This is a genomic window from Enterocloster clostridioformis (assembly GCF_020297485.1).
Classification (GTDB): Bacteria; Bacillota; Clostridia; order Lachnospirales; family Lachnospiraceae; genus Enterocloster; species Enterocloster clostridioformis.
In genome coordinates this window covers 4,892,726-4,911,642 of record NZ_JAIWZC010000001.1, presented here as the reverse complement: position 1 = coordinate 4,911,642, position 18,917 = coordinate 4,892,726, and the positions used below count along the sequence as shown (strand labels likewise).

The window sequence follows — 18,917 nt, the reverse complement described above, 5'->3', positions numbered from 1 at the left end:
ATAATGCATTTTTCTGGTTTAGCAAGAGGAAAATACGGGAATCAGCAAAGATTCCATCTAATTCCTTCTCTGTCTTTGGCCTGCAAGCACCAGATGCTTGGCCAGCACGGCCGTGGTCACTGCCCCAACGCCTCCCGGCACAGGCGTTGCCATGGATGCCATGGACTCTATGGACTGGAAATCCACATCTCCGCATAATTTTCCATTTTCATCCACATTAATACCCACATCAATGACAATGGCATCCTGCCCTACGTGGCGGCCATCCAGCATTTTGGCCTTTCCTGCTGCGGCCACCAGAATTTCAGCCCTCCGGCACTCTGCCTCCAGGTCCATGGTCCTGGTGTGGCAGATGGTAACCGTGGCATTTTCCTTCAGCATCAGCATGGACAGCGGACGTCCCACCACCATGCTGCGGCCCACTATGGTCACGTTCTTTCCCGTCATATCTATCTCATTGGCCTTCAATACCTCTATGACCGCCTCGGCGGTACAGGGCGCAAAACCGGTTTTGTCCCCCGCAAATACCTTGGCAATATTGGCCGGCGAAATCCCGTCCAGGTCCTTTTCCGGGTCAATCATCTTCTCTATGTCCGTCTCCGCAATCTGCTTTGGCAGAGGACGGAGCAGGAGGATCCCCGACACATCCGGGTCACGGTTAATTGCACTGAATTCAGCCTTGAAATCGCTGTCGCTTATCTGTTCCGGGAACACATAAGTCCGGACCCGCAGGCCGAAGTTCTCCATCTTCTTCACGGCCCCCCGTTCATAGGACATATCGTCCGGTTTTTCTCCCACCCGCACAATGGCCAGCTTCGGAGCCGGGCCTTCCAGGCCTTCCATCATCTGCGTTACCTGTTCCTTGATTTTTGCCGAAACCTCGGCGCCTTTTAATGTTTTCATTTTCAATCTTCTTCTCCTTCCCTGAGAATGCTTTGGCTCACCCACGTCCACTCCATACCCCTGCCAAAACCAATCCTCCGCAGCTGCCTGCCCATGGCATACGGCGCTTTGCAGTGGTCTGATTATATCATGTACGTTCTCCGGCTGCAAGGGCTGCTGTCATCGGTGATGTTACCTGATTCCCATCCGATTACCGCGTCCCCTGACAGAGGACCGGATTATTAATTGTTTCTGGCTTCCTCCATGGCTTTCTCACCGTTTGCCTGGGGTTTTTCTGCCAGCACAGCTGCAAATACAGGGTCCTGCCGGGCTGATTTGCGTACAGGTATGTAGCCTGTCTGGGCCGCAAAATAAGCTGTATTCTCTGTGTTACTGTCATATGGGGATACCTCCATCATAACCCCTGCTCCCGGCTCTCCGGCCCCATATACGCCTTCATCTGGGTAAGAACAGGACTCAGTATTTTCCTGCAATGCTCCCTGAAAAACGGATTGTCAAACTGTTCCCTTGTATGGCCCCACCGTTTTGGACCATACAGGGTAAATTCCGGACAGGGCAGCTGAACCAGTTGGATTCCCTGTTCAACTGCCTTCATCACAAACTCCTGTCCGGATTTCTCCTCCTGTTTCCCGGATTCCCCGTACCGGGCCACCTTGGCGGCTGTATTTAAAATACAATAACTGACAAACAATATCTTCTGCATATTATATATCCGTACCCTTTCTATTTACCCATGTCTTAACCTACCCTATGGCAGGCCACCCTGTGCCCCGGACGGATTTCCGTCAGTTCAGGAGCCGACTCACGGCATTTGTCACTGGCATAAGGGCAGCGGGTATGGAACACACATCCCTTAAACTCATCGGTGTGCATTGGCAGTTCCCCCTGAAGAGATACGCTTCTGCCCCTCTTGTTAAAATCCGGGATGGAAGCAAACAGGGCCTGGGTATACGGATGAAGAGTATGTGCAAAAAGCTGGTCAGTGCCGGCCTCCTCCACCAATGTACCAAGATACATGACACCAATGCGGCTGGAGATATAACGCACTACGCCAATGTCATGGGATATGAACAGCATTCCCAGATTCATCTTCCTTTGCAGCGAGGTCAGCATATTCAGAATCTGAGACTGAATGGATACGTCCAGCGCCGAAACCGGCTCATCGCAGATAATCAGTTTTGGCTCAATAATCAGCGCCCTCGCAATGCCCAGGCGCTGTACCTGGCCCCCCGACAGTTCATGGGGATAGCGGAAGTAGTAATCCTCCGATAATCCGACCATTTCCAATGTCTCCAGCACCTTTTGGCGCCGTCCCTTTGTGTCCCCCATCCCCTGGACTATCAACGGCTCCTCCAACAAAGCCCCGATTCGGGAACGCGGATTGAGGGAGGATAAGGTATCCTGAAAGACCATCTGCAAATCCCGGCGCAGAGGGCGGAATTCACCATCGCTCAGCCGGGTCAAATCGCGGCCTCTATACAGAATCTCACCCCTGTCAGGTTTTACCAGTCCCAGTATGGAGCGTCCGGTAGTGCTTTTTCCGCAGCCGGACTCTCCAACCAAACCATAGGTCTCGCCTTCATAGAGATCAAGAGACATATTGGACACCGCCCTCATGTATGTTTTGGGAGGAAACAGCTTGCCCAGAGGGCCGTAAACCGGGTAGCTCTTCTGAAGGTTCCTCATCTCTAAAAGTGGTGTTTTCATTCTATTCCGCCTCCTGTTCCGGAGTGTATTTCCAGCATTTTGCCTTATGTTCCGGGAACACCTCCACCGATGGAGGATTCTGCGACATGCAGCGCTGGTCGGCGTATGGACAGCGGGTGCAGAAACGGCAGCCGTCAGGCACATTGGACAGGGGCGGCACCACGCCAGAAATCACGTGCAGCTGCTGGCTGCGGTCTGAATCCAGACGGGGGATGCAGTCCAGCAGGCCCTGGGTATATGGGTGCATGGGCCGGGCGAATAATTCTTCTGTCCGGGCTTCTTCCACAAGATTCCCCAGATACATGACGCGGACGCTGTGGCAGAGCTGGGCCATGGCCCCCAAGTCATGGGTAATAAACAGGACCGACATCCCCATCCGTTCGTTCAGTTCCGCGATCAGGTTCAAAATCTGCTCCTGAATGGTTACATCCAACGCCGTGGTCGGTTCATCGGCAATCAGCAGTTTCGGCTCACAGGAAAGGGCCATGGCAATCATCACGCGCTGCTGCATACCGCCGGACAACTCGTAAGGATACTTTCTCATACAATCTTCCGGATTTGGTATGCCTGTCAGACGCAGCAGCTCCCTGCACCGTTCCTTTGCCCTCTGTTTCGTCATCTTCTTATGCAGAACCAGCACCTCTGACAGCTGTCTGCCCACGGTGTGCACCGGGCTTAATGAGGTCATGGGGTCCTGAAAAATGACCGCAATCCGGTTGCCCCGTATCCCACGCATTTCAGCCTGGGATGCCTTTAAAAGGTCCTGACCCTCAAACAGGACCTGGCCCTCATATCTCACATCAGAATCATATTCCCGCAGACGCAGGATTGACTGGGACATGACGCTTTTACCGGAACCGGATTCTCCTACAACGCCAACGATTTCGCCCGGCCTGATGCTCATACTCACTCCGTCCACCGCGGTCAGGACTTTTTTTCGGGCCGTAAACCTCACCTTCAGATTACGGATTTCCAGCAGTGTCCCCGCTTCATTTGTCATTTCACTTTGCATTCTATTTTGTGTTTCATCTGGTTTCATTATCGTTTCTTCCTCCCTGCCGTACGCGGGTCAAGGTAATCCCGCAGTCCATCCCCCAAAAGATTCAGGCTGAGCACGCAAAGCACCACTGCCAGCCCCGGAAATATGACGGTCCACGGCGCTTTCTGGAGTACCTGCTTGCTTCCCTGCAATATGTTGCCCCAGCTTGCGGCCGGAGCAGGGATACCGGCTCCCAGGAAGCTCAAAGACGCCTCGGAAATGATTGCCTGCGCAAAAATGAATGACGCCTGAACCGTCAGGGGAGAAATTACGCCCGGCAGAATCAGTTTCCGGAGAATGCGCCCGCTGCCCGCCCCCTGAACCTTGGCTGCCTCCACATAGGGCTGTTCCCTGGTGACCAGGGCGCTGCTGCGCACAATCCGCGCAACGCTGGGGGTGTACACGATGGTCAGAGCTATAATCACGTTCAGATTGCCTGCTCCCAGCGCGGCCATAAGTGCAATCGCCAGCAGCACACCGGGTATGGCTATCAGACCCTCGCAGATACGCATCAGGATGTGATCCAGGATTTTGAAGTAACTTGCGTAAATACCGATGACCGTGCCCAGGGCACAGGACAGCAGAGCCACGGTGCCGCCTACCAAAAGAGAAACTCTTGCCCCGTAGAGAACGCGGATCATCAAATCACGGCCAAATTCATCGGTGCCAAAGGGATGTTTGAGACTTGGCCCCTTGAGACGGTCTGCAATGGCCATTGCATTGGGATCCACGTTGGCAACCGCGGGAATGATTATGGCGGCCATCACAATGAGAATGAAAACAGTAAGCCCCATAATCAGCCCCGGACTGGAAAAAAAGCGCTCACGCCGAATCTGGCGCTGTTCGCGGAGGATGTCCAGGCTTGTCTGATAATCTGTTGTGGTATTTGGTATTTTCATGATTTTCCTCCCTACTTGTTTCCCAGCTGGATACGCGGATCCACAAATCCGTACAGAATGTCCACCGCAAGGTTTACCAGCACATAAATCAGAGTTACAAACAGAACCACACCCTGAATGACAAAAACATCACGGCGCGTAATAGAAGTCATGGTAAGCATGCCCAGTCCCGGTATGTTGAACAGGGTTTCGGTCACGATGGTTCCTGTTACAAGGCTGCCAAAGGACTGGCCTGCAACGGTCAGTATGGTGGGACCCGCGTTTTTCAGGCCGTAAACCAGGACCACGGCAGATTCCCTCAGCCCCTTTGCCCGGGCTGTGCGTATGTAATTCATATAGAGAACATCCAGCATAGCGGATCGGGACATGCGGGTAATATAAGCAGCCTGGACAACCCCCAGCGACAAGGCAGGCAGAAGCAGATACCGGAGATGTTCCAACAGTCCCCGGCTCAGCTGTACATAACCTGCCACAGGAAGCCATTTCAGGTGAACACCAAAAAACAGCATCAGAAACATACTGAGCAGGAAACCGGGTATGGCGATTCCCAGCAGGGAAATTGATACTGTAATGATGTCCACAGAGGTTCCCCGCTTGTAGGCAGCCAGAATTCCCATTGGGACAGCGATTACCAGAGATATGAGCTGTGCAAAAACCGCCAGGCTGAACGTCGGAACAAAGTATTCTCCAATGGCATCCAGTACGGTTGTCTGAAGGAAATAGGACTGTCCCCAGTCACCATGGAGCATATTCATGAACCAGTCTGCGTACTGCACAAAAAAGGGGCGGTCAAACCCCAGCTGTGCATTTAAATCCGCAATGGCTTCCGGGGTGGCTTCCATGCCTAAAAGCGCTGTGGCCGGACCTCCGGGAATCATGTAAACCACCAGAAAAACCACTACAGACACTACAAACAGAGTCGGAATCAGCGAGAGAATCCGCTTTATGATATAAGATAGCATTATTATTTCCTTCCCATTCAATCATACATATTGATATATCAAAAGGCAGGTGGGGGAGAACCCGCCACCTGCCAGTAAACCATAAGTTATGCAGGAACCTTCACATTCCAGTAAAGTGGAAAATCGAAGAAATTAAAGCCTTCAACACCGGCCCCTGTGGCCATCAGGCCGCTGTAGTGGCCCAGTACGCTTGCCGCACCGTACTCATACAGGAACTCCTGCAAATCATCCCATTTTGCAGATGACTCTTCAGGGGAAGATGCCATACGGATTGCAGCAATCCCCTCATCTACCTCAGGGCGGTCCAGCCCGGCCCAATCCTTGGTCAGAACAGACAGCTGAACCGGATTCAGGTTATAGCGGTTGCTTGTAATATACAGCGAAAACTGATCCGGATTGGCCCTGTGCTCCATAAAGGTTGCGAAGTCATAACTCTCAACCACCGCATTAATGCCCGCACTCTGTAATTCAGCCTGTACAACCAGGGTTGCATTGTACATCTCGCCATAATCAGGTGTCGTCACCAGAACAATCTCTTCATTGTTATAACCGGCCTCTGTCAACAATTCCTTTGCTTTCCCGATGTTATTCTGATTGTAATATTCAGAGCCTGCATCACTGCCCCACATCGCATCATCCGGGTTACACCACCCTGGATTGAGCACATACAGGTTTGGGTCTCCGTAGCTTGCCAGCATAATATCATCGCAATTCAGGCAGGCCATAATAGCCTGACGCATCTGCGGGCTGGCCATGATCCCTTTTGTGGTGTTGAAGAACAGGTTGATGGTACCTGCGGTCTTTACATAAAACTTGAGACTGCTGTCACCGGAAAGTTCCTGATACCTCTCCTGGGGCATTTCTTCCGCAATGTCGTACTGGCCGGTCTGGACACCTGCAACCCGGGTGGAATCATCTGTCACCACGCGGAAGTAAATATCCGGAGTAGCTGCCAGTTTTTCACCTGTGAAACCGGAAGACTCTCCGGCCGGCTGCGCATAGTCCTCATACCGGACCAAATGAATGTACTGGTCCTGCTTCCACTCGTCCAGCTTATAGGGACCTGTGCCAATGTATTCCGTAATGCCCTCTGTTCCTGCAGAATCAATAACGGACTTCGGATAAATCGCAGGGAACTGAATGGACGCTGCGACTACGGTCAGGGCATCGGCATATGCCTCCGGCAATGTCATGGTAATAGTATAATCATCTGCTTTTTCAAATACGGTTCCTGCCAGAAGGGCTTTTGCCTTGCCCGATAATTCCAGCCACCGGGACATGGAGGCAACCACATCGTCAGCCGTCATTTCCTGTCCATTGTGGAACTTGACGCCCTGGCGCAGTTTGATTGTATAGACCTTGCCATCCTCGCTTATGGTGTAGGAATCAGCCAGGACACCGGCCGGCTCATAGTTTGCATCCATAGCAAACAGCGGCTCGTAGATATGGGTACCGATTCCGCCCACAATGTTGGAATTGACACCGTGAACATCCAGACTCGGCGGATTTGCTGTTATGGCGACGTTCAGCTCTGTTTTATAACTTATTTCCCCTGTTGGCTTTGTGGTTTCTGTCCCCTCAGCCGCCCCTCCGGCAACCGCGGTGGCGGGCTCCTCCTTCGCCCCGCCGGACTGGCCGCATGCGGTCAGCATCACGGCGCTGAGAGCCAGGGCCAGCAGTCGGGACCATTTCCTGTGTTTCATAATAGTAAAACCTTCCTTTCCGACAGATACAGGAATCCGTAAAGCCAGTCACCAGCCCTGTATCTGGAGTATTGAATGATGTAAAAATGACGGCCTCATTATAGCATCGGTATATTTTTTTGTCTACTTCTACCAATTGCAACTTTAATTCAATTATTTTTCCATAATTCCCATTACATTTTTTCGATTTCAGTTCTTTTATTCCAATTCAACAAATCACATATATAACTCCAGTAATTAAGAAGAGTATTTTCCAGATTTCTCAAGGTCTCACTGAATTCGGCTGCATTTCGGATAGAAATGTTGTATAAATATGCTTTTTGTACATAGAAAAAAACTATAGGATTCAACGGCACTTTTGCAGGAGGTTTTTTATTTTAATGCTATTGACAATCCCTTATCCAGACTATAAAATAGAAATTTAATGCTAAAATGCCGTACAGGCTTTCTGGGGAGGATAAAAACATGATTACGGTGGAACATATCTGCAAGACATACCGGGTGGCCCGAAGGAATTCCGGTCTGTGGACCGCCTTTTCTTCCCTGTTCCACAGGGAATATGAAACCATCCATGCGCTGGAGGATATCTCCTTTCATATCCGTGAGGGTGAAATCGTGGGCTATATAGGTCCCAACGGCGCCGGAAAAAGCAGTACCATTAAAATCATGTCCGGCAGCTTTCGCTGGGACAACGGATGCGGTCTCAAAAATTGCTGTCCGCAATATTATCCGTGAAATCAACAGGGACCATGGCACCACCATCATCCTGACCACCCATGATACCCAGGATATAGAGGCATTGACAAACAGGATTCTTCTCATAGGAAAAGGCCGCCTTCTATTGGACGGCGACCTTCAGATGCTGAAAAAACATTATTCCTCTGCCAAACATATTTCCATTGATTATACACCGTTCCCCCGGGGTGGCAGTGTCTCTGATTTAACGAATATACAGGAAAGCGGTATATCCGTTGTCAAGGATATTCCCGGCCGGCTGGAGGTCCTGGCAGACACGTCCTCCATCAGCGTGTCCCATGTTATCTCCATCCTCAATTCCCGGCTGGAAATCAACGACCTGTCAATCACAGGCACCACCATGGATGAAATGGTGGTTTCCCTTTATCAGGAGTTTTCAATATGAAAAAATACGTTTCCTTTTTCAAAATCCGTTTCATCCAGGGAACAGGTCCTCCTGTGTTTTTCCGTTGTCCTGTCCGCCTTTTCCATAGCAGAATTATTTGCCGCTGGCTTTAAGGGATTCAGCCATGTGGTTTCAAACGGTGAATTTGACCGGATCATGCTCCGCCCTGCCGGAACCCTGTTCCAGACCTTTGCCTCCAGGATTGAATTCTCCAGCGTAGGGCGCCTCCTACAGGCAGCCATCATCCTGCTGCCTGTTCTGGAGGGTTGGGGTGAATAAATATACGTCGGCAGGTTCATAAAAGCCGGCGATTTCCGGCTTCTATCTCAGCTGCCCAAGCACCTTCTGATATATGCGGTCCGCTGCCTCTGTCCCCTCCCTAATGAGGCGTTCCGCCTTTTCATTCATTTCTTCCGCCTTCTCCCTGTTCTTCATGGACTTGGTATTGATGTACACATTCATCACGGCTCCCAGCAATGCGGTCCGGATGAACTGAACTCCCACGCCCACGTCGCTGACAGCCATCCTGCTTCCCTTATCAGCAAGGATATCCATGATTTCCAGCATTTCCGCCGCCTTTTCCATGATTTCCATTGGCACGAGACTGGCATCTAGCAAGCGTGCTTCCATGACCTCTGCCTTGTATGCCTTTTCTTCCTCCGTACCTGAGGGAAGGCTGTAGCACTTGGCCAGAGGCGCAAACACCTTCGCATCCTGGTCAGCCAGCTGGGTAAACTGTCCCTGGATTCCCTTCATCCGCTCTGCCAGCTCCTTAATCTCATCCTCCACCAGCGCGTACTTCTTCTTGCCTATGGTCAGATTGGACACCATCTGTCCCAGGGCATTGCCCAGGGCGCCGGCCAGGGCCGAGGCTCCTCCTCCGCCCGGTACCGGCTCCTTTGAAGATAATACATCCAGAAACTCCTGAATCGTCATGCTCTCTATCATTGTAACATCCTCCTGTTTTCTATATATAGTTTATATTATATAACCTTCTTACACAATTTTAACGCCCATCAGTCTGGCCAGCTCAGCCGCCTGCAGCAGGCTGACCTTTACCCCTGACAGCTCCGTAAACTGATCTGAGACCATAATGCCGTCAATGGCGCACTCCGATAAATCCATTCCCTTTAACGGCGTGCGGAAAAAATCCGTCCCGGTCAGGTCCGTGGAGGAAAAGACCGTCTTTTTAAACTTCACCTCAGACATAAAGGACTCCCGGAAATTACAGCCTCTTATTTCACCGAACTCCCAGAAGACAGTGGAGAAATTCCCATAGTGAAACTGACTGTCGAGAAGCTTTACCCACTTAAACGTGGAATTGCAGAACTGGCTTCCATCCCCCTTTGAGTCTGATATATTCACATTCTTCCAATAGGTATCCCGGAAGGAACAGTTAGAAAAATCACACTTGTCAAATATCACATTGCAGAAGGATGCGCCGCTAAAATCACATTCCTCCATCCTGCACCTGACGAATTTCACCGAGTCAAACTCCACTCTTTTCCCTGACACCCTGATGACCATCTGATCTTCATAAATCTTATCCAAAATCGGATACTCCCTCTCGGCTGCTTCCGCCATATCCTCTGACAGCATATATCCTCCATGATGATATTATTTTGCCCATTCCCTGCACTGTTTTAGCCTTGGCTCTGCGTCAAAGCCCATGTCCGTTCCCATGGATGCCTCCATCTCACAGGGAAAATCCGGACATTCTCCGCAGTGGTTCAGTCCTTTTGCCTCGCAGCAGGATTTAACCCCGCACTCGCCGCCCCAGAAGGGCTTTTCCATGGTTACACATCCCGTACAGCGGACCGCTTCCTTTCTTTCACATTGATTGCAGCGGACACCGCATCTTGACTCAAACATATTCTTCCTCCTTTGTTACAGCCCTTAAAGCTGCTCTTTCCCTGACATCTGTTCCACATCCAGGCGCAGTACAGCGGTTCTCTTAAGCATAGCCTCCGGGTAAGCCCAGCCGTCCTTTCCTGACATGTGGCCCATGATGCAGTTCAGGCCCTTTTTCTTCTCCTCCACCTCTTCCACTACCCGGATGGGTCCTTCCCCCACCACGCTTCTGTACCGGAAGGAATATCCGCAGGCCTGGTCCGCCTCCTTCAGACCATGGGCAGTATCCATCTCAAACCCGGCATATCCAATCTGCCTGACCAGGTCCATCTTCTTCCCTTCCGCCGCCCCGTGGAAATAGAACGCATTTTCCTCCTCATTGTATCCGAAGCTGAGAGGAACGATGTAGGCGCTCTTTCCATGGGGAAAAGCCAGCCTGCAGCAGTCACACTCCCGTATAATTTCCCTTATTCCATATATATCCTTAACTTCCCTGTCCTTTCTTCTCACCTTATTCTCCTTATCTGCGATCCAACTTCATTCCCATTCTGCTTCCGTCACGTTTCAATATATGCCCTGCTTCCGCCTGTCTTGTCCTTAACCACAACAATCTGGCGCTCGATTCGTTCCTTCAGCTCCCCCACATGGGAGATGATGCCCACCAGACGCCTTCCTTCTGCCAGGTCTCCCAGGGACTTCATGGCCAGGTTCAGGGTATCCTCATCCAGGGACCCAAATCCCTCATCCACAAAGAGGGTGTCCAGACGGATTCCGCCTGCGGCTGACTGTATCTCATCCGACAAGCCCAGAGCCAGGGAAAGGGACGCCTGGAAGGATTCCCCGCCGGACAATGTCTTTACGCTTCGCTCTGTGCCATTGTAGTGGTCGATGACATTCAGTCCCAGTCCGTTCTTTCCCCTGTTATCCTCCTCCGTACACCGTTTCAGCTCATACTGGCCTCCGCTCATGACCATGAACCTGGTATTTGCCCTGGCAATGATGCGCTCGAAATACGCCATCTGCGCATATGTTTCCAAGGTAATTTTTTCCTTTCCCCCCACTTCTCCTGCCGCTGTATCGGAAAGGGCCTTGACCCACGTCCATTCCTTTTGTATCTCTTCCATGGACGCCTTTTGCTGCGTAATGCGTTCCCTTGCCATGCGGTTGGTTTCCAGCCTGTGGTGAAGCCTGCTTTTCCCCTGCTCCAGACCGGTCAGCCTCTCCCTTGCCTCAGACTGGCGCTGCCGGTTCTCCTGCATCCGCTCCTCCAGACAATCCATGGACAGCCTCTCCTTCCCCGCCATCTGACCTCCCAGCGCCTCCAGCCGGGCCTGTGCGTCCGACACCCGGCGGCTTACCCGGTTATAGGATTCCTCCGCATCCTTAAACGCCTTTTCCAGTCCGGCAAGAAATGCCTTCTTCTCTGCCAGCTCAGCCTGAGCGGCCGTTCTGTTTTCATAGGGCAGGGAGGACTCCATCTCCTTAAGGCGGCTTTCCAGCTCCCTTTCCTTTGCCTGGCTCTCTGCCAGCAGCCTCTGGGCCTGCTGTTTCAGCTCCGAGGCTGCTTCCAGGGATTGACGCCCCAAGGCCCTTCTGCCTTCAATGGCTTCCTTATATTCTTTTCTCTTCTTCTTTTCCTGAATCTTCTCCTTCTGGACGGCAGCCTGGCGCTCCAGCTGGCCTTTCAGCTGCCCCATCATCTGTTCCCACTGTTCAAGGAAATACCTGCGTCCCTGCCGCTCATCCCCTGTCTCCGAAGCCAATACCCCGGCGGCGGCTTCCGCCTGGTGAATCCGCTGCTGCCAGTCCTCCTTCCAGGAAGCCACCTCGGCATCAATCTGCTGCTTCATCCTTTCATAACGGGTATCCAGACTGCCTGCCAGCCTTCCTGCTTCCAGGCTGAGCCTGGCAGCCTCCCTGTCCTTTTCCCCTGCGACAGCCTTAAGCCGGTCTACCTTGTCCTTGGCTGCCTCCTTTCCCTCCTCCATATACCGTGCTGGCGCCGGATGGGTGACGGAGCCGCATACAGGACAGGGCTGGCCTTCTGTGAGCCGCGAGGCCAGAATTCCAGCCTGGTTGTCCAGGAATCTCTGATACATCTCCCGGTAGGCATCGTCTGCCCTCCGGCGCTCCCCGTCGGCTGCCCTGTAACGCTCTCTGGCTGCCTCAAGCTTACTCCTCTCCTGCCCGTACCGCGCCAGCTCCTCTGCCAGAAGCCCGATACGCGCACTGTATTCACGCAGCCGCTCCCCTGCCGTCAGGGCCGCCTGATACTCTTCTCCTGCCTGGCGAAGGGTTTCCAGGGTCTTCTCATCGCTGTCATTTCGTTCCTTCCACTGCTTTTCCTCCAGGGCCGCCCGCTCCAGCCTGTCTCCAAGGCTCTCTGTCTCTTTCCTGCATGCCTTCAGATTCTCCTGAAGCGCGTAAAAACGGTCATAGGTTTTCAGGTTTTCTTCCATCCTGGTAACATCGCCAATCAAGCCGTCTCTGTCAGCCTGGCGTTCCTTCTCCCTCTCATACCTGGCCCTTGCCTGCTCCAGAACCGGCGTATTCTCCCTGAGCACATCCGCGGCAGCGGCCATATCCCGGCAGACCGCGGCATCCCCCTGCATTTTCCCCAGCTCCATCCCAAGGGCAGCTATCTCATCCCTGACCAGGGCCATGGCCTTGTCTTTCTCCTGCTGCTGCGCCTCATCTGCCGTAATCAGCTGGTCCAGCACCTCCAAAAGAGCTTCCAGGCTTCCCTGGGGCACCTCCTTCCAGCGAAGCTTCAGTTCCTCACTATGGCCCTCTGTGATAACACCTCCTGCATACTGTTCCATACTCTTCCTGCTGTCCGCGTAACGGCCATACAGGCCCTTGGTCCGGTCCTTCAGCTTTTCCTGAAACAGCTGATAGGGCTTTGTCTTGAATATTTCCCGGAAAATGATGCCCCGATCCTCGGTTCTGCCTGACAGGAGCCTGGAAAAACTGCCCTGGGCCAGCATGGCAATCTGGGAGAACTGCTCCCTGTTAAGGCCCAGAAGCCCTTCCACCTCCACAGTTACCGCCTTATCTCCTGTAACAAGCCTGCCGTCCGGCAGATGAAGCTCTGCGTCCGGTTTCTCCCTTGTCTCCCCTTCGCCTCTTTGTTTTGCCCTCATATACTCAGGATTGCGCCGCACCCTGTATTCCTTTCCATTATAGGAAAATCCCATCTCCACATAGGTCCTGGCATCCGGCCTGGCGTATTTACTCCTCAGCATTCTGGGTTTGCGGCTGTCCCCGCTGGCATTGCCGTAAAGGGCAAATGCAATGGCGTCAAACAGAGTGGTCTTCCCCGCGCCGGTGTCACCCGTAATAAGATAAAGCCCCCGGTCTCCCAGAGAGGCCATATCCAGGGTAACCTCACCTGCATATGGTCCAAATGCGGATATTATCAGTTCTGTCGGCCTCATCTGCTTCCCTCCCATATTTCTTCCATCAGTTTTCCCGCAAAGTCAGCCTGCTGCCCTGTCATGGGCTGGTTGTTCTGAAGCCGGTACAGTTCCTCCAACAGCACAATGGGCGGCTTGTCCGCCTTGGCGGCGGCTTCCACCACATTCCCTTCCCTGGTGCGCTTGTTATCATAATCCAGCTTCATTACATTGGGATAAATGGAGCGCAGCTTGCCTATTGCGTCCAGTATATCCTCCTCATCCGTAAGGGTGATGTGAAGGTAATCATCCACAGCCGTACCCTGGTAAAAATCGCGGCTGGTCAGCTCCTCATAGCTTCCTTTCAGCTCCCGCATATCATGGAGGGGTTTGAGGGGACGGGTGTTCACGGTCACATTTCCCTTTTCCAGCAGCTCCACCACGGTCACTGACTTTCTGTGGTTCACCTCTGAGAATGAATATTTAAGGGGGGTCCCGCTATAGCGCAGGGTATCTCTTCCCACCTTCTGGGGTCCATGGATATGTCCCATGGCCACATAATCAAAGTAATCGAACAGATCAGCGCTCACCTGGTCCAGGCCGCCGATGGACAGCTCCTCCGAGTCACAGCAGGACGCACCGGTGACAAACTGGTGGGCAATCAGAATATTGCGGTCATCTGTCCCTTTCTTATGTCCGGTCATATGCCCCAGCGCACAGCGGACCGCATCATCAAAGGTTTCAATGCCCTCCTCCGGCCAGCATCTCCTCACAACAGCAGGCTTTATAAAGGGCAGCATATAGACCCACAGGCTTCCGTACCTGTCCTCCATATGAATCGGCTCCACATGACCGTCATACACAGGCGCCATATAAACGCTCCTGTCCTTCATAAGCTGCCCTCCAAAAGCCAGCCGCTCCGGACTGTCATGGTTCCCGCTGATGACAAACACGGGCAGATTCCGGTCCGCCAGCCCGGTCAGGAAAGCGTCAAAGACCTGCACTGCCTCGGCAGGCGGCACAGGTTTATCATATACATCCCCGGCTATGAGGACGCCGTCAGGCATTTCCTCCTCCGCAATCATGAGTATCTGGTCTAATATATATTTCTGATCCTCCAGCACGGAAAAACCATTGACCCGTTTTCCGATATGAAGGTCTGATAAATGAATGAATTTCATATTTCTTCCTTTCATGTGCATCTTTAACCATAATACCACGAGCCGGGCACCATTTACAAGACCATACGTCCCGTCCTTTTCCACGAGGACCGCCCTGTGGAAAAATAGGACTGGACCGCTGCCTTTAAAATATGGTAAACTAAAGCGTGTTTGGAGGTGAGCATGTTATGAATCCAATGAATCTTCTTCAATTAAAACCGGCCTGGAACCAGTTCAAGGCCAACCATCCCAAGATGCTGTCATTTGTCAAAGCCGCATCCAGAGACGGGGTCATGGACGAGGGAACACTGATTGAAATTACCGTCACATCCAGCACCGGGCAGACCATAGCATCCAACATCCGGGTCAAACAATCCGACCTGGAATTCCTGGGAGCACTTAAGGACGCGCTGGAAGATTAGGTGCAAAGGGCGCCCGCCCTGCCTTACGGCAGGAGGACGCCCTGTTGATCCACCGGATGTTTTTCTGCTTCGTTGAATTTTCAGACACGCTCTAGTACTACAGCGAACTTTTTAAAAGCTTGTTTTTTCGGTGTGATAGATATGCATTATGGTTCCCGCGTATATGGTAACTTACTATTTTTTTCATATCAGTTACTGTATATACAATTATCCCATGCATCAGTTTGATTACCATCGGCATCGTCAATGGGATTGCTTTTGCATTCCTCAAAGCATTGTTCAATCGGCCGCCTTAACGTTGCTGCTCTGTCCGGTTCTCCTGCCGGGAGGTCTGCCGGGGCGTTACTGACGAAATATATTATTTCATCATCTGCGTATTTCCTCAGATAAAGCCATATTTCCTCCCCTGGCTTCACATAATTTTGGCTCCCGTCCGCACGGCCAGAAAAACAACGCAGGAATTTCCGCTCTGCAAGGATCGGGCCCTTTGCCCCTTCTGCCAGCACTATCCCTGCTCTTTTGCATTTGCTGCGGCAAAATACCATACACCTTCCGGCCGCTCCTGATTACCTGGTTGAGCATGCGCTGGGCTATCTGCTTTTCAGTACCATTTACTTTATGTAAAGCCGCATTTCCAGAGTCCGGCATGGCCATTTTTGTCAAGGCAGTCTTTACCACGCAACTTTTTTAGACATCAGCTTCTCAGCGTCGCCCGCAGCCGGTCCGGCTTCAGAAGCAGGTCCAGCCCGTCCTCAATGGAGCGAACCACCACAGTTGCATGGCCTAACAGGGCAGCGCACATGCCTTCCCGCTCCAGTACCGCTATGGACAGCCGGGCCGCGTCAAACATCTGTATATCATTAAAGCCATTGCCAAGACAGGCCACGCCGCCCTCAAGCCCCCTTACGATTTCCTCCTTGCAGCCGGCAGCACCCTCCCGCGGAAAGGTCCTTACCTCCACGCCCAGAGGTTCACACTGGCGGGTCACCGTGCCGTAGGTATCGGCAGTGAGCACATGCACCTTTACATGCTCCCTGAGCCGGGAAATCCGTTCCCCGGCTCCCTTTAACAGCAGTCCGTCCACAGCCACTGTACCGTTGTAATCCAAGACCACATGGTCAATCCTGAGGGGCTCCCGCCCGGGTATCTCTATTATAATCACAGTATGTCTCCTCCCTTATATCTCATATCCGTCTATCCGTAGATTCCTGCCAGAAACGCCCTTGTCTCCTCTTCCACCGGACACCCGAACAATTGCTCCGATTCCCCCCACTCCACCAGACGTCCTCCGAAAAGGAATGCCGCATAATCTGATATCCTGCGGGCCTGGGCTATGTTATGGGTGACAATGACAATGGTGTACTGCTTCTTAAGCTCTGTCAGCATTTCCTCAATCACGGCAGATGATTTCACATCCAGGGCAGAGCAGGGTTCATCCAGCAAAAGCACCTCCGGGTCCACGGTCAGGGCGCGGGCGATACAGAGCCTCTGCTGCTGCCCTCCTGAGAGCTTAAGCGCGTTCCTGCCCAAATCCTCCCTGACCTCGTCGTACAGTCCGGCCATCCGGAGCTTCTCCTTCACCAGTGCCTCCAGGGCCGCCTTATCCCGGACCCCGTAATATCTGGGCGCATATGTCATATTTTTATAGATGGAAAACGGAAAGGGAGCCGGTGTCTGGAACACCAGGCCCACTCGGCGGCGCAGCACGTCCTTCTGCATGGACTTTATCTCCTGCCCGTCCAACAAAATTTTTCCCGATACAAACGCGCCCCTTTCCTCTGTCAGCAATCCATTCATACACCGCAGCAGCGTGGTTTTTCCGCACCCCGACGGACCGATAACAGCCGTAATCCGGTGGGCCGGTATGTCTAAGGACAAGTCAGACAGCACCTCCCTGCCGTCGTAGGATGCGCTGACATTGCGAAGCGTCATGATATGTTCCATTTTTTCTGGCTCCTCCTTGCGTAAATTGTTGCCAACAGGTTGCTGATTAAAATCAGCGCCATCATGACAAATGCGGTCCCGTAAGCCGCGTCCATGGAAGTGGCTCCCTGAGCCACCAGCAGGTAGAGATGCATGGGCAGGGCCATGGCCGGTGCGGTTAGTCTGGCCGGCAGGCTGGAATAAGCCACTGCCCCCGTGAAAATGAGAGGCGCCGTTGCTCCCATGGCATAGCAGCCTCCCAGTATCACGCCCGACACAATCTCCCCCTTACAGGCCGGCAGCACAATCTTCCAAATGGTATAGAACCTGGAACAGCCCAGGGCATAGGAGGACTGGACCAGCTGTTTTGGAAGCTCTCTGAAGGTCTTTTCCGCCCTGACCTCTATAAAGGGAAGAATCATCACGGCCAGAGCCACGCCCGATGACAGGATACAGCGCCCCCAGGCCAGGTCCCGCACCAGAAAGCTGTAAGCAAACAGCCCCAGGACAATGGAAGGGATCCCCGAGATACACTGGATTACCATGCGGATTAATCCCTCTGTCCTGCGCCTTTTGCAGTAAAATACCATGAAGAGAGCTGTGGCAACAGCCGGTATTCCCCCCAGGACAATGGCTGTTGCCGTAAAACACAGGCTCCCCACAATGGCGGGCCAGATACCCCCCTCTTCACCCAGGACAGCTCCCCTGGGTGACTGGGACAGAAATTCCCAGCTGATGGTGCCTGCCCCCCGGTAAAAAACATATCCGAACAGAAACAATATGATGCCTGTCACCAATATCATGCTGGAATACGCCCAAAATTTTGTAAGTGATGCGCGCAAATGCATGTCTTTCCCTCCTTTATGCATATTCCGTCTTCTTGTTCCGGCCTATTGCTCCAGCCTGCCGCGCAGCAGGGTGATGACGGAATTGATAAGGAACAACAGGAGCATCAGTACCAGTCCCGCCGCGTACAGGGCGTGGTAGTGAGTGCTTCCCACCACCGCTGTTCCCATCTCCAGCGCAATCACTGAGGCAATGCTCTCACTCTTTCCAAGCAGGGAGGGGAACAGGTTCGCATTTCCAATGACCATCATCACTGCCATGGTTTCCCCCATGGCCCGTCCGATGGCCAAAATCATGGACAGCAGTATGTTCTTCCACGACCCCGGAAGGACAATGGTTGCCACCATATGCCACTTGGAGATACCCAGGACGTCCGCGGCGGGCTGATACCGTTTCCTTACCTTCAGCATGGTCTCGCTGCAGGAGGATATCAGAAAAGGAAGCAGCATAACGGCCAGCAGGATTCCGGCCGCAAGGACGCAGGACCCGGTGTGGACTCCGGCCCTGATGAAAAGCTTGACCATAAGGGTCAGGCCCATGAAGCCATATATCACGGATGGAATACCGGCCAAAAGGTCCACAAAGGGATAGAGGATTCCCCGCATCCGTTCCGTGGCAACGCAGGAAAGATAAATGGCGGCTCCCAGCCCCACTGTCACAGCCAGGACCATTGCCACCAGGGATACATAGAGCGTAGCCGCTATAAAATTGAAAATGCCAAAGGACGGCTCCCCTGTGTAGGCAATGGGCATCCATCTCTGGCCCAACAGGAAATCAGGCACTGCCACTTCGTCGAACGTGGGCAGTGCCTCCTTGACAATAAAGTATATGACAAAGGCCAGGACCATCACGGTCAGGGCGGTCAGGGCCCTTATCAGAACTGAGAATAATGCATTCAGCTGTTTATTCATTGGTTTGACTCCATTTCAAGGGAATATTTCCCTGACGGTTTTCCCGGCGTTTTCC

General features: G+C 52.7%; 23 protein-coding genes. 4 read left to right on the top strand and 19 right to left on the bottom strand.

All coding sequences use genetic code 11. From position 1 onward, the window contains the following. Nucleotides 1-57 precede the first annotated feature (57 nt). The 8 genes from LA360_RS24585 to LA360_RS24550 form a co-directional block, all read right to left on the bottom strand. A complete protein-coding gene (locus LA360_RS24585; RefSeq protein ID WP_057572389.1) occupies nt 58-903 on the bottom strand; it encodes a bifunctional 5,10-methylenetetrahydrofolate dehydrogenase/5,10-methenyltetrahydrofolate cyclohydrolase in 846 nt (281 codons plus the stop codon). A 221-nt stretch (nt 904-1,124) separates the two neighbouring features. Next, nucleotides 1,125-1,301 (bottom strand): hypothetical protein, encoded by a 177-nt coding sequence (locus LA360_RS24580; protein WP_225537687.1) that lies wholly within the window; start codon nt 1,299-1,301, stop codon nt 1,125-1,127. Continuing rightward, a complete protein-coding gene (locus LA360_RS24575; protein ID WP_022203421.1) occupies nt 1,298-1,606 on the bottom strand; it encodes a hypothetical protein in 309 nt (102 codons plus the stop codon). The genes LA360_RS24580 and LA360_RS24575 overlap by 4 nt, the downstream gene beginning before the upstream one ends. Before the next feature lie 35 nt (nt 1,607-1,641). Continuing rightward, nucleotides 1,642-2,610: an ABC transporter ATP-binding protein gene (locus tag LA360_RS24570; RefSeq protein WP_022203420.1), complete on the bottom strand. Its 969-nt coding sequence runs from the start codon at nt 2,608-2,610 to the stop codon at nt 1,642-1,644. 1 nt (nt 2,611) lies between these two features. After that, nucleotides 2,612-3,649, bottom strand: a complete 1,038-nt coding sequence (locus LA360_RS24565) for an ABC transporter ATP-binding protein (RefSeq protein WP_022203419.1) — start codon at nt 3,647-3,649, stop codon at nt 2,612-2,614. Next, entirely contained in the window at nt 3,649-4,548 is a 900-nt protein-coding gene (locus LA360_RS24560) for an ABC transporter permease (protein WP_022203418.1), read from the bottom strand. The genes LA360_RS24565 and LA360_RS24560 overlap by 1 nt, the downstream gene beginning before the upstream one ends. Before the next feature lie 11 nt (nt 4,549-4,559). Further along, the gene (locus tag LA360_RS24555; RefSeq protein WP_022203417.1) at nt 4,560-5,510 is read right to left on the bottom strand and encodes an ABC transporter permease; all 951 of its coding nucleotides are present in this window, start codon (nt 5,508-5,510) and stop codon (nt 4,560-4,562) included. Nucleotides 5,511-5,596: 86 nt separating this feature from the next. After that, entirely contained in the window at nt 5,597-7,213 is a 1,617-nt protein-coding gene (locus tag LA360_RS24550) for an ABC transporter substrate-binding protein (protein WP_002588246.1), read from the bottom strand. A 465-nt stretch (nt 7,214-7,678) separates the two neighbouring features. On the opposite strand from LA360_RS24550, the gene LA360_RS24545 reads away from it, so the two are divergent. From LA360_RS24545 to LA360_RS24535, 3 genes are all read left to right on the top strand, one after another. After that, nucleotides 7,679-7,948, top strand: coding sequence for an ATP-binding cassette domain-containing protein (locus tag LA360_RS24545; RefSeq protein ID WP_002588245.1), 270 nt, complete (start codon nt 7,679-7,681; stop codon nt 7,946-7,948). Nucleotides 7,949-8,012: 64 nt separating this feature from the next. Then, nucleotides 8,013-8,354, top strand: coding sequence for a hypothetical protein (locus LA360_RS24540; RefSeq protein ID WP_225537686.1), 342 nt, complete (start codon nt 8,013-8,015; stop codon nt 8,352-8,354). Between the two features lie 51 nt (nt 8,355-8,405). Then, nucleotides 8,406-8,633, top strand: coding sequence for an ABC-2 family transporter protein (locus LA360_RS24535; protein WP_225537797.1), 228 nt, complete (start codon nt 8,406-8,408; stop codon nt 8,631-8,633). Between the two features lie 42 nt (nt 8,634-8,675). Here the strand turns inward: LA360_RS24535 and LA360_RS24530 are convergent, their stop codons facing one another. Genes LA360_RS24530 through LA360_RS24505 form a run of 6 tightly spaced genes read right to left on the bottom strand, consistent with a single transcriptional unit; the run spans nt 8,676 to nt 14,781 of the window. After that, the gene (locus LA360_RS24530; RefSeq protein WP_002588243.1) at nt 8,676-9,302 is read right to left on the bottom strand and encodes a cyclodeaminase/cyclohydrolase family protein; all 627 of its coding nucleotides are present in this window, start codon (nt 9,300-9,302) and stop codon (nt 8,676-8,678) included. Between the two features lie 48 nt (nt 9,303-9,350). Next, the gene (locus LA360_RS24525) at nt 9,351-9,953 is read right to left on the bottom strand and encodes a pentapeptide repeat-containing protein (RefSeq protein WP_002588242.1); all 603 of its coding nucleotides are present in this window, start codon (nt 9,951-9,953) and stop codon (nt 9,351-9,353) included. Nucleotides 9,954-9,971: 18 nt separating this feature from the next. Continuing rightward, a complete protein-coding gene (locus LA360_RS24520) occupies nt 9,972-10,226 on the bottom strand; it encodes a DUF3795 domain-containing protein (protein ID WP_002588241.1) in 255 nt (84 codons plus the stop codon). A 24-nt stretch (nt 10,227-10,250) separates the two neighbouring features. After that, nucleotides 10,251-10,715: a pyridoxamine 5'-phosphate oxidase family protein gene (locus tag LA360_RS24515; protein WP_002588240.1), complete on the bottom strand. Its 465-nt coding sequence runs from the start codon at nt 10,713-10,715 to the stop codon at nt 10,251-10,253. A gap of 47 nt (nt 10,716-10,762) precedes the next feature. Continuing rightward, nucleotides 10,763-13,642, bottom strand: coding sequence for an AAA family ATPase (locus tag LA360_RS24510; RefSeq protein WP_112481826.1), 2,880 nt, complete (start codon nt 13,640-13,642; stop codon nt 10,763-10,765). Further along, nucleotides 13,639-14,781 (bottom strand): exonuclease SbcCD subunit D, encoded by a 1,143-nt coding sequence (locus LA360_RS24505; protein WP_002588238.1) that lies wholly within the window; start codon nt 14,779-14,781, stop codon nt 13,639-13,641. Before LA360_RS24505 ends, LA360_RS24510 begins: the two co-directional genes overlap by 4 nt. Before the next feature lie 167 nt (nt 14,782-14,948). Here LA360_RS24505 and LA360_RS24500 point away from each other — a divergent pair, with 167 nt between their 5' ends. Beyond that, the gene (locus LA360_RS24500) at nt 14,949-15,182 is read left to right on the top strand and encodes a hypothetical protein (RefSeq protein ID WP_002596043.1); all 234 of its coding nucleotides are present in this window, start codon (nt 14,949-14,951) and stop codon (nt 15,180-15,182) included. Nucleotides 15,183-15,370: 188 nt separating this feature from the next. On the opposite strand, the gene LA360_RS32210 is transcribed toward LA360_RS24500, so the two are convergent. From LA360_RS32210 to pstC, 5 genes are all read right to left on the bottom strand, one after another. Further along, on the bottom strand, nt 15,371-15,598 hold the full coding sequence (locus LA360_RS32210) for a hypothetical protein (protein WP_225537685.1): 228 nt from the start codon (nt 15,596-15,598) through the stop codon (nt 15,371-15,373). 278 nt (nt 15,599-15,876) lie between these two features. Beyond that, the gene (locus LA360_RS24490) at nt 15,877-16,344 is read right to left on the bottom strand and encodes an HAD family hydrolase (RefSeq protein WP_022202410.1); all 468 of its coding nucleotides are present in this window, start codon (nt 16,342-16,344) and stop codon (nt 15,877-15,879) included. Between the two features lie 32 nt (nt 16,345-16,376). Then, a complete protein-coding gene (locus tag LA360_RS24485; protein ID WP_022202411.1) occupies nt 16,377-17,126 on the bottom strand; it encodes a phosphate ABC transporter ATP-binding protein in 750 nt (249 codons plus the stop codon). Continuing rightward, nucleotides 17,111-17,953 (bottom strand): phosphate ABC transporter permease PstA, encoded by an 843-nt coding sequence (gene pstA, locus LA360_RS24480; protein ID WP_022202412.1) that lies wholly within the window; start codon nt 17,951-17,953, stop codon nt 17,111-17,113. The genes LA360_RS24485 and pstA overlap by 16 nt, the downstream gene beginning before the upstream one ends. 42 nt (nt 17,954-17,995) lie before the next feature. Beyond that, nucleotides 17,996-18,862: a phosphate ABC transporter permease subunit PstC gene (gene pstC / locus LA360_RS24475; RefSeq protein ID WP_057572385.1), complete on the bottom strand. Its 867-nt coding sequence runs from the start codon at nt 18,860-18,862 to the stop codon at nt 17,996-17,998. Nucleotides 18,863-18,917: the final 55 nt, after the last annotated feature.